17 protein-coding genes are annotated in these 15,677 nt (G+C 51.8%); 3 read left to right on the top strand and 14 right to left on the bottom strand.

Translation table 11 applies throughout. From position 1 onward, the window contains the following. Positions 1-125 precede the first annotated feature (125 nt). Positions 126-968, bottom strand: a complete 843-nt coding sequence (locus ACI7RC_RS04290) for a transporter substrate-binding domain-containing protein (RefSeq protein ID WP_408106991.1) — start codon at positions 966-968, stop codon at positions 126-128. A 174-nt stretch (positions 969-1,142) separates the two neighbouring features. On the opposite strand from ACI7RC_RS04290, the gene ACI7RC_RS04285 reads away from it, so the two are divergent. Both ACI7RC_RS04285 and ACI7RC_RS04280 read left to right on the top strand, forming a co-directional pair. Then, positions 1,143-1,664, top strand: coding sequence for an RNA polymerase sigma factor (locus ACI7RC_RS04285; RefSeq protein ID WP_408106990.1), 522 nt, complete (start codon positions 1,143-1,145; stop codon positions 1,662-1,664). Next, positions 1,661-2,755, top strand: a complete 1,095-nt coding sequence (locus ACI7RC_RS04280; protein WP_408106989.1) for a hypothetical protein — start codon at positions 1,661-1,663, stop codon at positions 2,753-2,755. Before ACI7RC_RS04285 ends, ACI7RC_RS04280 begins: the two co-directional genes overlap by 4 nt. A 141-nt stretch (positions 2,756-2,896) precedes the next feature. On the opposite strand, the gene argD is transcribed toward ACI7RC_RS04280, so the two are convergent. The 13 genes from argD to ACI7RC_RS04215 all read right to left on the bottom strand — a co-directional run bounded on the left by argD (position 2,897) and on the right by ACI7RC_RS04215 (position 15,350). After that, a complete protein-coding gene (argD, locus tag ACI7RC_RS04275; protein WP_408106988.1) occupies positions 2,897-4,078 on the bottom strand; it encodes an acetylornithine transaminase in 1,182 nt (393 codons plus the stop codon). A 24-nt stretch (positions 4,079-4,102) separates the two neighbouring features. Further along, the gene (gene argB / locus ACI7RC_RS04270) at positions 4,103-4,897 is read right to left on the bottom strand and encodes an acetylglutamate kinase (protein WP_408106987.1); all 795 of its coding nucleotides are present in this window, start codon (positions 4,895-4,897) and stop codon (positions 4,103-4,105) included. A 9-nt stretch (positions 4,898-4,906) separates the two neighbouring features. Then, a complete protein-coding gene (gene argC / locus ACI7RC_RS04265) occupies positions 4,907-5,953 on the bottom strand; it encodes an N-acetyl-gamma-glutamyl-phosphate reductase (protein ID WP_408106986.1) in 1,047 nt (348 codons plus the stop codon). Between the two features lie 101 nt (positions 5,954-6,054). Continuing rightward, positions 6,055-6,468 (bottom strand): c-type cytochrome, encoded by a 414-nt coding sequence (locus tag ACI7RC_RS04260; RefSeq protein WP_408106985.1) that lies wholly within the window; start codon positions 6,466-6,468, stop codon positions 6,055-6,057. A 133-nt stretch (positions 6,469-6,601) separates the two neighbouring features. Further along, positions 6,602-6,871: a YciI family protein gene (locus ACI7RC_RS04255; RefSeq protein ID WP_408106984.1), complete on the bottom strand. Its 270-nt coding sequence runs from the start codon at positions 6,869-6,871 to the stop codon at positions 6,602-6,604. 131 nt (positions 6,872-7,002) lie between these two features. Then, positions 7,003-8,122, bottom strand: a protein-coding gene (gene prfB / locus ACI7RC_RS04250; RefSeq protein ID WP_408106983.1) for a peptide chain release factor 2 whose coding sequence is annotated in 2 segments (ribosomal slippage) — positions 7,003-8,040 and positions 8,042-8,122 — 1,119 coding nt in all. Because the reading frame shifts where the segments join, the coding sequence is not laid out codon by codon here. Positions 8,123-8,200: 78 nt separating this feature from the next. Then, positions 8,201-9,196 carry a ketoacyl-ACP synthase III gene (locus tag ACI7RC_RS04245; RefSeq protein WP_408106982.1) on the bottom strand — a complete coding sequence of 332 codons (996 nt, stop codon included), beginning with the start codon at positions 9,194-9,196 and terminating at the stop codon, positions 8,201-8,203. A 117-nt stretch (positions 9,197-9,313) separates the two neighbouring features. After that, on the bottom strand, positions 9,314-11,833 hold the full coding sequence (gene secA2 / locus ACI7RC_RS04240) for an accessory Sec system translocase SecA2 (RefSeq protein ID WP_408106981.1): 2,520 nt from the start codon (positions 11,831-11,833) through the stop codon (positions 9,314-9,316). A gap of 168 nt (positions 11,834-12,001) precedes the next feature. After that, positions 12,002-12,553 (bottom strand): ribosome hibernation-promoting factor, HPF/YfiA family, encoded by a 552-nt coding sequence (hpf, locus tag ACI7RC_RS04235; protein WP_408106980.1) that lies wholly within the window; start codon positions 12,551-12,553, stop codon positions 12,002-12,004. 180 nt (positions 12,554-12,733) lie between these two features. Continuing rightward, entirely contained in the window at positions 12,734-12,934 is a 201-nt protein-coding gene (locus ACI7RC_RS04230; RefSeq protein WP_408106979.1) for a cold shock domain-containing protein, read from the bottom strand. Between the two features lie 88 nt (positions 12,935-13,022). Further along, the gene (locus ACI7RC_RS04225; protein WP_408107045.1) at positions 13,023-13,694 is read right to left on the bottom strand and encodes an amino acid ABC transporter permease; all 672 of its coding nucleotides are present in this window, start codon (positions 13,692-13,694) and stop codon (positions 13,023-13,025) included. A 75-nt stretch (positions 13,695-13,769) separates the two neighbouring features. Next, complete coding sequence (locus ACI7RC_RS04220; protein WP_408106978.1) at positions 13,770-14,648, bottom strand: basic amino acid ABC transporter substrate-binding protein; 879 nt, start codon at positions 14,646-14,648, stop codon at positions 13,770-13,772. 267 nt (positions 14,649-14,915) lie between these two features. Beyond that, on the bottom strand, positions 14,916-15,350 hold the full coding sequence (locus ACI7RC_RS04215; protein WP_408106977.1) for a hypothetical protein: 435 nt from the start codon (positions 15,348-15,350) through the stop codon (positions 14,916-14,918). A 144-nt stretch (positions 15,351-15,494) separates the two neighbouring features. Here ACI7RC_RS04215 and ACI7RC_RS04210 point away from each other — a divergent pair, with 144 nt between their 5' ends. Continuing rightward, positions 15,495-15,668 carry a polyribonucleotide nucleotidyltransferase gene (locus tag ACI7RC_RS04210; protein ID WP_408106976.1) on the top strand — a complete coding sequence of 58 codons (174 nt, stop codon included), beginning with the start codon at positions 15,495-15,497 and terminating at the stop codon, positions 15,666-15,668. Positions 15,669-15,677 lie beyond the last annotated feature (9 nt).

Raw genomic sequence — 15,677 nt, 5'->3', positions numbered from 1 at the left:
ATCTCCTCTCCAAGACAGTTGACGCACTTTTCTATAATCGTATACATATTCGTAACTGTGAATTATTATACATACAGATCAATAAAAATGCAATCGGTTTTTCCGATTGCATCTGTCCGGCACCCTTACTGGATCCACTTTTTTTCGAGCTCTTCGAATCCGCCCTTTGCCTTCATTTCCTCGACCCAGAAGTTGATAAAGTTTTGAAAGATCGCGTCACCCCGCTGCATCAAATACGCCTTGTCGTCATGCGTGAAAGGGTGATCGGTAAACCCGGCATACAGACGTTTGTCCTGCTTGGCGTAGTACTTCGCCTCTACGCCGTCCGTAAACATCACATCGTATTTTCCTTCCGCGATCAGGCCGGGGATATCCATGTTGTTTTCAATGACAGTAATCTTGGCTTGCTTGATATTGGCACGGACAAATTTTTCATTGGTTCCGCCAGGGTTGACGGCAATCGTCACGCCAGCCTTGTCGATATCTGCCAGGCTCTTGAATTTATCCTTGTTTTTTTCGTTGATCAGCGCTGTCTTCCCGTCCAGGTAGTACGCCTGCGAGAGATGGGCCTTGATTTGCCGCTGGAAGTTTCTGGTGATTCCGCCCATGGCGATATCGAACTTATCTGCCAGCAAGTCGTCCATCAAGGTAGGCCAGGTCGTTTTCACAAAGCGCACTTCCACTCCCAGCGCTTCGGCCAATTGTTTGGCGGCGTCGATGTCGTAGCCCTCGTATTCTCCCGTCGTGGGATTCAGGTATGTAAAGGGTTTGTAATCTCCTGCGGTGCCTACGCGAATGTACCCTTGGGCAACGATCTGATCCAACCGCGATTCCGCCTTTACTCCGGCGCCTTGCTGCACCGTCTGGTCTGCCCCGGCCACAGGCAAAAAATTCCCCGCTACAAAGCCGCCTGCCAAAAGGGAGAAGGCGAGTATCCCCTTCAGTGCTGTTTGCTTTACGTTTGCCATGTCAATTTCCTCCTCGAATGATCATTTTGAATTTACTGATATGTATTATAATGTATTTTTCAGGACAAGCGGAAGAAAAAGACGGAAAAAACGAAATGAACCTTATATCTTGCCATGACAATATATAGGTGAGAGGCCTCTTTGATTCAAATGTATGCAGAAAGGAGGGGCAGCTTGGGTATATCTGATTTGCATGAGCTCGTAGAGCAGCACGGCAAGGCTGTTTATGGATTTTGTTACATGCTTGTAAAGAACAAGGCTGATGCAGATGACCTGTATCAAGAGACATTCCTGAAAGCGACGGAGCTGTGTCACAAAATTGATATGGATCAGAAGCCAAAAGCATTTCTCATCTCCATCGCTTCAAAGCTATGGAAGAACAAGATCCGAAAACATGCCTGGCGAGAAAGAATAGCACCAAAAAAGGAACTGCATGATGATGTGAACCATCACCGGTTCATAGATCAAGCTACCCCCGAAGAGATCGCCATCTCCAATGAATTTCGGGCGATGCTACAAATGGCAGCACATTCGCTGAACGATAAATTAAAAGTCCCATTGTACATGTATTATACGGCTGAAATGTCCATCGAAGAGATCTCATCGGCATTGAATATTCCACCCGGGACGGTAAAAAGCAGGCTGCACAAGTGCAGACAAGAATTGAAAAAATTTGTGGAGGCGAAGTCAATATGAAAGATGAGCAATTAGATAAACTTTTGAGACAAGCCTTATCTTCAACCATTCAGCCAAGTGATGAATTAAACCAAAAGGTAATGAACCATTTTAAGGAGAGAGCCGAGATGAAAAAACCATTTAAGAAAAGACTATCCGTTGCACTGATTGCTGCAGCAATAACTGTCACAACGTCCATAACAGCCTTGGCCGCTTCGCACCTTCTCAATACCAGGCAAATTGCCGAGCAACTGGGAGACCAAGCGCTTGCCCGTGCATTTGACCAGGAACATGCCATTACGGCCAACGAATCGATTGTTTCGGGCGGTTTTACATTCACATTCCTTGGCATCGTATCCGGCAAAGGTTTAAGCGATTTTGGAGGGTCGGCAAGTGAGATCCATCCAGACAGAACCTATGCTGTAGTCTCTATAGAAAAGCAAGATGGCAGTAAAATGCCAGATACTCAGGATGAAGAATATGGAAAAACCCCTTTCTTTGTTTCTCCACTCATTAAAGGTCAAAAGCCATGGCTGGTGAACATCGCTTCAATGAATGGCGGCTATAGCGAATTTGTAAAAGACGGGGTCACGTACAGATTGATAGAATTAGACGGGATCGAAAAATTCGCTGACAGAGGGGTTTATTTGGCCGTAAGCACCAGTGCATTTTATGACATCAATGCTTTTCATTATGATGAAAAAACGGGAGAAATCAGCCGCAATACGGAGTACAGCGGAGGCAACGCACTTTTCAATTTGCCTCTAGACGTAAAAAAGGCGGATCACGACCAGGCTGAAAAGTATTTGCAACAATTATTGCAAGAACCCGCCGAGGGTTCGACGGTTGGCGATGCTGCAGCAAAGGATTGGAAAAATGCTGTTGTCATCCCAGAATCCATGAAAAAAGTGACTCCCGACAAGGATGGCATGCTCCGCTATGAATATGCAGGCACCAGCGTTTCGCTTTCCGTAGACGTGCTGTTCAAAGAAGGGGAAACAGGCTTAACGGATATGGCAGCCATCTCCGAAGGAAATGGCGAGCGTATCGGAATTCGATTCTCAAGGGACGCTGCAGGTGTCATTACAGGCATGGCCGTGAGATTGAACTAGTGGGAAGAAGATTGTTCGGGAACCTTGCGGGGTTCCCTTTTCTCATGGTCAAAAGGACAGCCTCCCTACAAAAAAAGACGCGGGATGGCCCGCGTCCTATTCGTGCACCCAGCAACCTTGTGCTGCATGGAGCTGCTTATCCTATTGATGTTGAATCGCCTCTGCCAGCACCTCACAGGCATGGGCGATCTCCTCCTCGGTCGTAATGAACGAAGGAAGCAGGCGGATCACTTGAGGCCCCGCTGACAGGATCAACAGCCCTTTATCCCGGGCATAGGCAATCACATCTGCCGCCGGCCGGGTCAGCTCCACTCCGAGCAATAAGCCCTTTCCGCGCACAGATACCACCTGTTCCGGCAACTGCTGCTGAAGCTGCTTCAACCGTTTCTCCAGCTCTCCGCTTTTTTCCCGCACCCGGGCAAGCAGGTTCTCCTGCTCGATCGTCTCAAGCGTAGCGAGCGCGGCCGCCATCGCCAGGGGATTTCCGCCAAATGTCGTTCCGTGGGTGCCTGGGGCAAACGCCTCTGCCGCCTGTTCGGTGGCCAGCACTGCTCCCACCGGAAAACCGCTGCCCAACGCTTTGGCCAGGGAGACGACATCCGGTTTGATCCCGTAATGCAGGAAGGCAAACCATTCGCCTGTGCGGCCGATTCCGGTCTGTACTTCATCTACCAGCATCAACAGGCCGTGCTGATCGCACAGTTGGCGAATTTCCTTCACCCACTCGGGATCAGCGGCATGAACGCCGCCCTCTCCTTGCACCAACTCCAGCAAAATCCCGCAGGTCTTGTCGGAAATAGCCGCCCGCAATGCTTCGCTGTCATTGTACGGGATGGTCTTAAACCCCGTCGGAAGCGGTGCAAATCCGTCCTTTACCTTATCCTGCCCGGTTGCTGTCAAAGTCGCCAGCGTCCGCCCGTGAAACGACTGCTGGAAGGTGATGATCTCGTACCGCTCTGTTCCCTTCACCTTTTGGGCAAAGCGGCGGGCTATCTTGATCGCTCCCTCGTTGGCTTCCGCTCCGCTGTTGCAAAAGAAGGCGCGATCCAATCCGGAGAGCCGGGTCAAAGCATCAGCTGCCTGCTCTTGCAGCGGGTGTTCAAACAGATTGGACGTATGCCACAGCGTATCCACCTGTTCGTGCAGCCGTTTGGTAACACGCGGCGGCACATGGCCCAGGGACGCTACAGCGATGCCGGATGTAAAGTCAAGGTAGGACTTCCCCGCTTCATCCCACACCGTATTGCCCTGCCCTCTGACCAGGCGAACCGGCCAACGGGAATAATTATTCATCAAACGGAATGTTTTCTCAGTTGCCTCCATGCTCCTTTTCCCCCGTTCCTTTATTCACTGCAATAGGGTGCTTTTGATCGCTGTGCCTACCGGACGCCCGATCACGGCATCGCGCAAATCCGCCGCCGTTCCCCGGCAGATAACCACCTGTCCCACGCCTTGTTGCAATGCGTCAACGGCCGACTGTACCTTGGGAATCATCCCCCCGTAGATGATCCCCTTCTCGATCAGCTGATTGATTTCTGCCGGGTCTGTCTCACTCTTTACCTGCATTTCCCCGTCGGCTTGCGGCAGGCAAATGCCGGGAACGTCTGTCACCATCAGCAGTTTATCCGCACCCAGTGCCGCGGCGACGGCTCCCGCAGCTACATCCGCATTGCAATTGTAAACATTCTGACCGTCTGCAGAGGCGGCAAGCGGCGCGACGACGGGGATATACCCCAGCTCGAGGAGATGTTTCAGCATGGCTGACTCCACATGCACAATCTCGCCGACCAGCCCGAGCGGCCTCTCGGTTTGCCGGGCTGTAATGAGACCGCCGTCTACGCCGCTCATTCCCCAGGCTTTGCCGCCGGACTGGCTGATGCGGCGCACGAGCTGTTTGTTGATCGAACCGGACAAGACCATTTCGACGACTTCCAAGGTCGCTTCACAGGTGTAGCGCAACCCGTCTACAAAGCGGGGTGTAATCTGCACTTTTTCCAGCATCGCATTGATCGCCGGTCCGCCGCCGTGCACGATCACAAGCTGATGACCTGTTTGCTGCAGTTCGGACATCGCCTGAAAAAAGTCGGCAGGGAGCTGCTCCATCGTACTGCCACCGCATTTTATCACCAGTATTGAGCCCATCTCGCCCTCCTATGGGAACACAGGGGATAGTAGTAATCCCGTTGTTTCCGCCATTCCAAACATCGTGTTCATGTTCTGTACCGCCTGGCCGGCCGCACCTTTTACCATGTTGTCGATCACGGCCAAGACAATGACCCGTCCTGTCCGCTCGTCCAGATGCAAGGCGATGTCACAGTAGTTCGAACCGTATACATCCTTGGTTCGCAAATAACTGCCAGCCGGACGGATACGGACGAAAGGTTTGTCAGCATAGGCGGATTCGTACAATTGTTGCAGCTCTTCGAGCGATTTGCCCGCTTCCAGCTGGGCGTACGCTGTGACGAAGATACCCCGCGTCATCGGAACCAGGTGGGGTGTGAACTGCACCATGACATTCTCCTGGCCAAACCGGGAAAGTTCCTGCTCAATCTCGGGAGTATGTTGATGCTGACCCACCTTGTAAGCGGAGAAGTTCTCATTCAACTCGCTGAAGTGCACGGCGAGCGACGCTCCCCGTCCCGCTCCTGATACCCCTGACTTAGCGTCAACGATCAAGCTGTCGGGATTGACCCAGCCGGTTTTGATGAGCGGGATCAATGCCAGCAGCACGGCAGTCGGATAGCAGCCGGGATTGGCCAACAGGGCCGCGCCGGCGATCGCTTCCTGGTTCCATTCATGCAAACCGTATACCGCCTTGGCCAGCTGTTCTTCTGGCGCCGGGTCTTTTTTGTACCACTTTCGGTACTGATCGGCTGACTTCAACCGAAAATCTCCAGACAGATCGATCACCCTGCAGTTACCCTCAAGCAGTTCGGGTGTCAGTTTCGCGCTTACGCCCGCCGGAGTGGCCAAAAAAATCACATCCGTGTCGTCCATCATACTTTTCGTGTCAATCGCCTGAAGCTCGGGAAGCTGCAGCTCTTCGATGTGTCCAAAAACCTTGGCCAACGCCTCCCCTTCGGAAGCAGCCGAACTCGTATACAATCGCTGAATATGCACATTCGGATGGCCGGACAGCAAGCGCACAAGCTCAATTCCGCTGTATCCGGTCGCACCGACAATTCCAGCTCGGATCATTCCCTCTCCCCCTACTGTATATTTATACATTAAATATAATAACAATACATAAAAAAAACAACCACCTTCTTATCGAAAGTGGTTGTTGGTTTGCTCTTCTCTTATTTGTGGGATGCCAGCCAAGCGGCCAGGTTATCAGCATCTGCACCCGATACAAGACCTTTCGGCATAATGCCTTTCCCGTTGTTGATGACCCCTAAAATATCGTCTTTGCTCAGTTGATCCCCAATTTTCGTCAGGTCTGGTCCGACAGCGCCCTTCAGGTCGACACCGTGGCAGCTGGAGCAGTTTTGCTTGAAGACAGCTTCCGCTTTGGCTGCGTCAAACTCACCAGCAGTCGCTCCAGGTTCAGTAGTCGGCGTTGTCGTCTCGCCACCCGTAGCCGGAGCGCCGGTTGACGGTTGTTCCGCAGGGGGAGTAGCAGGCTGCTGCGGAGTCGGTGCAGCAGACTTACCACATGCTCCAAGTACCAGGACCATTGCGCCTGCGAGCAAAAAGAATGAAAATCGTTTCATGGTGTTACCTCCTTGTATCGTGGAAGAAAGACATCCATCAGGGGACGAATTTCTTGTGCTTCTCAAAGTATAACTCCATCTTGGAAAAGCTATTCCTTCCCCTGAGCGACATCAGCGCCATATGCTTGGGACCTCAGCCCAGCGGGAAAGACAGCGGGCTCCACTCCCGCAATTCCAACGTGCGTGCCCCTTCGACTATGACCGGGTCAGCTTGTGCCAGCGCCAGTGCTTCTTCCCAGGTGTCCGCCCGGTAAATCACCATACCCCCGCGTTTGTCAGTAAAGGGCCCGGCCATGACGACTTTCCCTTCCAAAAACAACTTGTTCATATACTCCAAGTGTGCAGGACGAAATTGGCTGTTTTTAGCCTCGTCGATAATCGGCAGCATGGCAACGTACATCATCGGACGTCATTCCTCCAAAATGGTAGATTTTCCACTGCTAAGTATATCACTTACACCGATTGGCAAATCTAACGAATTGGTGAACTTCATGGAAACGCCCCGCCAAGCAGCGGCAGGGCAGTCATATGCACTCAAGATGAAGTTTTCAACTGGGAGCGGAGAAAAGCGTCGATAAAAGTATCCAACTCCCCGTCCATTACAGCCTGTACGTTGCCGACCTCCACATTGGTCCGGTGGTCTTTCACCAGGCTGTACGGATGAAACACGTAGGAACGAATCTGGCTTCCCCAGGCGATATCTTTTTGCTCGCCCTGGATGGCCGCCAACGCTTTTTCCTGTTCTTCCCGCTGCCGTTCAAACAGTCTGGCAGCGAGCATCTTCATCGCCCGCTCGCGGTTTTTGATCTGCGAACGTTCTGACTGGCAGGTGACGACGATCCCGGTGGGCAGGTGTGTAATTCGTACCGCCGAGTCCGTCGTGTTTACGTGCTGTCCACCAGCCCCGCTTGAGCGGTACGTATCGATTTTCAGGTCCTCGCTGCGAATATCCACTTCCGTATCTTTTTCGATCTCCGGCAAGACGTTGCAGGAGACAAACGATGTGTGACGGCGGCCGGAAGCGTCAAACGGAGAGATGCGAACCAGCCGGTGTACGCCTTTTTCCGATTTTAAATACCCGTAGGCATTATACCCTTTGATCAAAAGAGTTACGCTTTTCACACCCGCTTCATCACCAGGCAGGTAATCCAGCGTTTCGACCTTAAAGTCGTGATCTTCCGCCCAACGCGTGTACATCCGCAGCAGCATGGATGCCCAGTCCTGTGATTCGGTGCCGCCAGCACCCGGGTGAAGCTCCAGGATGGCGTTGTTTTTATCGTACTGGTCGCTGAGCAGCAGTTCCAACTCGAAGTTTTCCAGCTCTTTCTTCAATTCTTGCGTACTGTCGTATAGGTCGGGGATCAGGGAAGCGTCTCCTTCCTCTACCGCCAGTTCCAACATGACCTGCATATCTTCGTAGGATGAGTCCAATTGGTTCATCTTATCCACCAGATGCTTCAACGCGTTCAATTCACTGATGGTTTTCTGTGCGGCCTCATTGTCGTCCCAAAAGTCCGGAGCGATCATCCGCTCTTCCAATTCGCCGATTCGCTCCTGTTTTACCGGGAGGTCAAAGAGACCCCCTAATATCCGCTAAACGCTTAGCCATGCTTGCCAGCTCTTGCTTGACATCTGCCACATCAATTAATGCCATGTATCGATACCACCTTCTTTTTTATCTACGTTCTATTGTAGCCAAATTACGCGATAAAACCAAGGGCCGGGACTTCTCTTAGATGGTCCAGCGCAGCAGCAGACCGGCGTGGACCAGGCCGCCGCCGAACCCGTACAACAGCAGTACGTCTCCCGTCTTTACCTTGCCGTCTTTCAAGCCTTTATCCAGCGCCAGCGGGATGCTGGCCGATGAAGTATTTCCGTAAAGCTCCATACTGTACAGCGCCTGCTCCATCGGGAAGCCGGATTTTTCGCAGATCGATTCGACCATCCGCAAATTGGCGCTGTGCGGAATAAACCAATCCACGTCTGAAAGCTGCAAGCTGCTCTTCTCCATCACCTGTCTCATCCCGACCGGGACAGTCGTCGTTGCCCAGCGATACACCTCCCGGCCATTCTGGACGATGCAGCCATTTCCGGCCAACTCCTTTTCGCCCATCTGCTTTGACAAGCCGCTGCGATAGAGATGAACGCCTCCCTCTCCTTTGGAGCCTACATGTGCGGCTAAAAATCCTGATACCTCCTCGTCCCGCTCCACCAGTACCGCCCCTGCTCCGTCTCCGAACAGGATACAGGTGGTACGGTCGTGATAGTCGGTCACTTTCGACAAGGTTTCTCCGCCGATCACCAGGATCTTCTTATGCAATCCCGAGGCAATCAACCCGCTGGCCAGATGCAGCCCATAAGTGAATCCAGCACATGCCGCACTAATATCAATCGCCCCTGCCTGCTCAATCCCGCATCTTGCCTGAACCTGGCTGGAGACGCTGGGAAAAGGGTAGTCCGGCGTGGTCGTTGCCGCAATGATGAAGTCGACGTCAGCGACCGATTTGCCGTAACGTTCGGTCAAATCCTTGACCGCCGCCACACAGAGATCACTGGTATACTCGTCCGGCCCCGCAATGCGCCGTTCGCGTATCCCGGTCCGCTGTACGATCCACTCGTCGCTTGTATCTACCATCTGCTCCAACTCAAAATTAGTCAATCTCCGTTCCGGCACATAAGTTCCAATCGCTGTGATCCGCGCTTTGGCCGCGGTATTTTGAATGTTCAAGGTATATCCCTCCATTTGTGATTAGGTTTTATTATTAGATTATAGTACCTGGTACTAAAAAATGCAAAAAAAGTTGCCGCCGCCGCAAAGGACGATGGCAAGCTGTTCATTTCTTGTTTACTTCATTCGTTTGATCTGCCGTTTCTTTTCCTGTGCTTCAGCCCGGCGCTGTGCACGGTTTTTCGGGTCGGCATCACCGCTGGTAGCCGCGTTAGGCCGTTCATTCGGGCCGGAGGCTTTCAATGAATTCTGGTCAACCGCTTGCCCTTTAACGACCTCCTGCCGCTCCAGGTTTTGGCTTACCTCTGCCTTCATGATGTACATCGCGACTTCTTCCTCAATGCTGGCAATCATCGCATTGAACATCTCAAAGCCCTCAAATTGATACTCGCGCAGCGGATCTGTCTGTCCGTAAGCCCGCAGGTGAATACCCTGGCGAAGCTGATCCATCGCATCGATGTGATCCATCCACTTGCTGTCGACGGCACGCAATACGACGACTTTCTCGAACTCGCGCATCATGTCGCCGATCTCTTCCTCGCGTTTGGCGAATTGGCGTTCGATTTCGGCCTTGACGAATTCCAGGATCTCTTCTGCTTCCTTGCCTTTCAAATCGCTGAGCGTGATGGTCTCTTCACGCAGCAGCGTGTTGTTGATCACTTCGAGCAGACCTTGCAGATCCCACTCTTCCGGCACTTCCTCCTTCGGGCAGTAAGCCTCTACATTGCGCTCGATCACGCTGTACAGCATCCCCAGCACGACGTCGCGCAGGTTCTCATTCTCCAGCACATCCCGGCGCTGTTTGTAGATGACTTCGCGCTGCTGGTTCATCACGTCGTCGTACTGCAGAACCACTTTTCGGGCGTCGAAGTTGCTGCCTTCCACCCGCTTTTGGGCGGATTCTACAGCCCGTGACACCAAGCGGCTTTCGATCGGCATGTCTTCTTCCATCCCGAGGCGGTCCATCATGTTCATGATATTTTCTGCCCCGAAGCGGCGCATCAGCTCATCCTGCAGGGACAGGAAGAATTGGGACGAACCCGGGTCTCCCTGGCGTCCGGAACGTCCGCGCAGCTGATTGTCGATGCGGCGGCTCTCATGGCGCTCCGTACCCAGGATGTGCAGGCCGCCTACCTCGGCAACGCCCTCGCCCAATTGAATATCCGTACCGCGGCCTGCCATGTTCGTAGCGATCGTCACGGCGCCGAATTGCCCGGCCCGGGCTACGATCTCAGCTTCGCGAGCGTGCTGCTTCGCGTTCAAGACGTTGTGGGGAACGCCTTTTTGCTTCAGCATCTGGGACAGCATTTCCGAGTTTTCGATCGAGATCGTACCGACCAGTACCGGCTGCCCTTTTTTGTGCCGCTCGACGATTTCATTGACGACCGCACGATACTTGGCCGCTTCGGTCTTGTAGATCAAATCCGGCAAATCTTTGCGGATAACCGGCCGGTTCGTCGGGATCACGACGACATCCAGCCCGTAGATCTTCTTAAATTCCTCTTCTTCCGTTTTGGCTGTCCCCGTCATACCAGCCAGCTTTTTGTACATCCGGAAGTAATTCTGCAAGGTAATCGTCGCCAGCGTCATACTTTCGCTTTGGACGCGCAGGCCCTCTTTTGCCTCGATGGCCTGGTGCAGGCCGTCGCTGTAGCGGCGCCCGACCATCAGGCGGCCGGTAAACTCGTCGACGATCACGACTTCGCCTTCCTGGACGACGTAGTCTACGTCCCGCTTAAACAGCACCTGTGCTTTCAACGCGGCGGTAATGTGGTGGTTCAGCGTCATATGGGCGGTGTCGTAGAGGTTTTCGATGTTGAACGCCTTCTCCACCTTGCTTACGCCTTCGTCTGTAAGTGACACAATCTTTAGTTTTTCATCGATGGTATAATCGGTCTCCGGCTCCAGACGCTTGACGAAGTGGGCACAGATATAGTACAGTTCTGTCGACTTCTGAGACGAGCCAGAGATGATCAACGGCGTCCGCGCCTCATCGATCAAAATGCTGTCCACCTCGTCGATGATCGCGTAATGGAGCGGTCGCTGCACCATCTGTTCTTTATATAGCACCATGTTGTCGCGCAGGTAGTCAAAACCGAATTCGTTGTTCGTTCCGTAAGTGATATCACAGGCATAGGCAGCCCGCTTCTCCTCGGAAGACATCCCGGTCTTGTTGAGGCCGACCGTCAATCCGAGAAAGTTGTACAGCTGGCCCATGATCGTCGAATCGCGTTCGGCCAGGTATTCGTTGACCGTGACAACGTGAACGCCTTTTCCCACCAGGGCGTTCAGGTAAGTCGCAAGCGTCGCGACAAGGGTTTTCCCTTCCCCTGTCTTCATCTCCGCGATCCGGCCTTCCTGCAGGACCATCCCGCCGATCAATTGCACGTCAAAATGGCGCATGCCCAATACGCGCTTTGAAGCCTCGCGCACGACGGCAAACGCTTCATTTAAAATATCGTCCAACTGCTCCCCGTTTTCCAGGCGAGCCTTGAATTCCGCTGTTTTTTCTTTTAGCTGCTCATCTGTCATGTCAGCAACGGTCGGCTCTAAAGCGTTTATCTTTTCGACCCGTCTAAACATCTTTTTGACTTCGCGTTCATTCGAATCACCAAAAAGTTTCTTAAGCCCTAACATAGGACACTCCTTCCACGGCTTCTCGCTTTTGTAGAGAGCGCCGTTTCTATCTGCGGGAAACAAATATCTCCATCTAACAAACTATTGTAGCAAAAGTGAAGAAGGGAAAACAAGTAAAGGGAGCTGCCAGTAGACAACTCCCTTTGTATCCGTATTTTTCTTATCTCCTTACTTCGGTTCTATCAGGCCGAACCTTCCATCGTTTCGCCGGTAGACCACATTCACTTCATTGGTGACGCTGTTTTGGAAAACGAAGAAGTTGTGTCCCAGCATATCCATCTGCATGACGGCTTCTTCGGCGTCCATCGGTTTCAGGTCAAATCGTTTGACCCTGACGATTTCGGTATCAAAATCCTCTTCTGTATCCGCCAATGCAATGGCGTTTGAGCCTGCGGCCACGACTTTGGCAGAAGAATCGTAACGCATTTTCCGGTTTAACTTTGTCTTGTGCTTTCGGATTTGACGTTCCAGTTTTTCGGCGACAAGGTCAATGGCGGCATACATGTCCTCATGGGTGTCTTCAGCCCGCAAAATACCGCCGCCGGTAAGTGGGATGGTGACCTCTATGGTCCCCGCTCCTCGGAGGAATCGCAAGGTTACTTGTACATCTGACACTTGCGAGGTGTCAAAATAGCGGTCAAGACGGCCGACCTTTTTTTCTACATAATCATGCAGAGCTTCTGTAACCTGAATGTTTTCACCACGAATATGCATCTTCATGGTATCTAACCTCCTTCCGTCTATGATAAACTTATTCTCGGTTTACCCCCGATAATCCTGTCCGCTCCATCTAAAAAATATTTACAAAATCTTTACAAACGTGTCCCCCTCCCGACGGGGAAATGTGAAAAAACGAAAAACCCCTTGACTGAAGATCAAGGGGCTGTTTGGTTTGCCATATTATAGTTTAACTACGTTCGCTGCTTGCGGGCCACGGTCGCCTTCTACGATGTCAAATTCAACGGATTGACCTTCGTCCAGTGTTTTGAAACCATCTGTTTGGATTGCAGAGAAGTGAACGAATACGTCGCCGCCGTCTTCACGCTCGATGAAGCCGTAGCCTTTTTCAGCATTGAACCATTTCACTTTACCTAACATCAATACACGTTCCTTTCTGTTTGAAAACTTGAGATAGACATCCCATAAATTGACTATATCACTACGCCAGATACAAAGTCAAACGGACGTTTTAACGCGGTGTATAGCGCTTTTCCAGCCCTCTGACGACGATTCGGGAGAGGAATAAAGTAAGCACCAAATAGATGGCCGCGATGGTCAAATACGGCGGATACCGCTCAAATGTGCTCTTGGCTACCGTCATCCCGGCGAAGGCCAGCTCGGAGGTGGCAATGATCGCCAGAAGCGAGGAATCCTTCAACAGGGCGATAAACTCGTTGCCAAGCGCAGGCAGCATCCGGACGAATGCTTGCGGAATGACGATGAGGCGCATCGCCAGCCCTTTGGTCATCCCCAAGGACCTTGCCGCTTCCATCTGCCCGACGTCAATCGATTGAATCCCGGCCCGGAAAATTTCGGCGATGTAGGCCGCTGCATTGAGCGAGAGCGCGACAAATCCTGTAAAGAGCGCACTGGGCGGCGGATCGGCAGTAAACAACTCCCAGATCGAAGGAATGATCGCGTAGTGAATCAACAGAATTTGCACGAACAGCGGCGTTCCCCGAAAGATCTCGACATAAACGAGGGAAGGAACACTGAGAATCGGATTGGACGACATCTTGCCAAGGCCGAAGAACAACCCCAAAATGGTGCCGCAGCCAATTCCCACGCTCGTCAAAATAATGGTATAGAAGAACCCTCTAATAAATAATTCCCGGTATTCGTACACAACAGACCAGTCCAGATGAACTCCTCCCTTCTGAAGCGCCGGTCGGCAAAACGGCGGGCAAACTCATTGGCCTGCCCGCCAGGCGGTCCGTTATTTTTCGAAATACTGTTTGCGCAGTTCTTCCAGTTTCCCGTTATCCTTAATCGTCTTGATGCCCTGGTTGATTTTGTCCAACAGCTCCTGATTTCCTTTTTTCACCATGATGCCGTAGTATTCCGCCGGGAACGAAGTATCCTTTAAGGTTTTGTACTTTTTCCCGGCAATTTTGGTGGCATAGTAGATCATGACCCCGTCATCGGCGACAACCGCATCCAGCCGCTTGTTGAAAAAGTCGTCAACCGCTCCCGGCAGGTCGTCATACCCTTTGAGTCCCTCATAAGCCTTGCCAAAAGCCTCCTGGACAATAAATTCCCCGGTAGTCGCAGACTGCACGCCGATTTTTTTGCCCTTGAGATCCTCCAGTTTGGTTACGGTCGAATCTTCCGGCAGCAGGATCAACTGGTTGGTCTCAAAGTACGGATCGGAGAAATCGTATTTCTTTTTGCGATCATCCGTAATGGTAATCGTGGAGATCCCGATGTCGACGGTCCCTTTGTCGATTCCGTCGAACACGCCGTCCCAACCGGTGTGTTTCTTCTCGACTTTGAATCCGGCAGCATCTGCCACAGCTTGGATTACATCCATGTCAAACCCGGTGATCTTTCCGTCCGGTTCCACCTGCTCAAACGGCGGGTAGGCTGCATCTGTCCCGACGACGTAAACCTTCTCGGCTGCAGAGGAATCCGTGCCCCCTGACTTGGCACCTCCCTCCGCAGGTTGACTGCCGCCAGCCGGTTCCGAAGGCTTCTCACTGCCCGCTGCCGGTGCCGCTCCGCCGCCTCCGCTGCTGCCGCATCCCGTCACCAACAAACCGAGACACAGTGCCAGTGAAAAGGCTGCCAGCCAACGCTTTTTTCTCTTCAGCTTCATGATTCAAAAGCCCCCCTTTTACCCTTTCCCCAATCTGTCCACATCAAAAGACCGCGAAATTGGCGTTCTCCACAGAGTTGTCCACATTATCCACAAGCGCTTGTGCACAAGCTGGGGAAAAGCGCACATGTTTTCTTGCCGGCGAACTGCCAAATAATGCAGCTGCCGGTAACTAAAGGTTCTATAAAAGCGGGAAAAATTCCTCTTTGATTAATATTAGAAATAGAGTATTTATTCTTGCAAGTAGAAAATAGGCCGCTGAATGGATTATTCCAATCCTGCGGCCTCCTTTACTTTTTGCAATTCGCGTTTCTGAATCCAGAAGTCCTCGCGCATGATTTTGAGATCGACTTCCATATTATCGAAGCGTTTAGAAAAATCCGCGGTTTGTTTTTTTAAATCGGATACATCGGATTTTAGATCGGCTACATCCTGTTTAAGGACAGTGACCTCTCTTTTTAAGTCGGCTACATCAGCTTTAAGCAAGGTTACGTCTTTTTTCAGTTCCGCTACGTCTTCTTTCAAGACAGCTACGTCTTTTTTCAGGTCCGCTACGTCTTCTTTCAAGGCAGCCATGTCTTTTTTCAGTTCGGCTACATCGCCTTCCAACCTTCGTACATCAAGGGTCAAAGCATCCAGCTTTGCGTTCGTCACATGTTGATTTTCCTGAATGGCACGCAGGATCGTCAGAACCTCATCCATGTAATCAACCCCCGGTCTCTTGTCTTGCTGCTAGTATATCATACCCTGTCAGGACAAAAATGCAGCAAGTCGTGCGGTTCCGGTTAATTTCTCGGGTGTTCCAAGCCGATAACAAAAATAATCAGAAAGAAATGAGGTGAACAGATGAATTTTCAGCTTAGCCAGCTGCAGCATACGGTAAGTCTTGGGGTGATGAAAATGCTTCAGGCGACTCAGATTGCCCAGGCGACTGTTATGATCGAGGATATGGGCAAGATGCAAGCGGCGGTGGAGGCACCTCATCCGACGCTGGGGAAGCAGCTTGATGTGAGTGTGTAGGTGGGATTT

This window comes from Brevibacillus sp. B_LB10_24, from assembly GCF_046036945.1.
Classification (GTDB): domain Bacteria; phylum Bacillota; class Bacilli; order Brevibacillales; family Brevibacillaceae; genus Brevibacillus_C.
The sequence above is the reverse complement of the archived record's forward strand: the minus strand, read 5'-3'. Positions and strand labels throughout refer to the sequence as shown.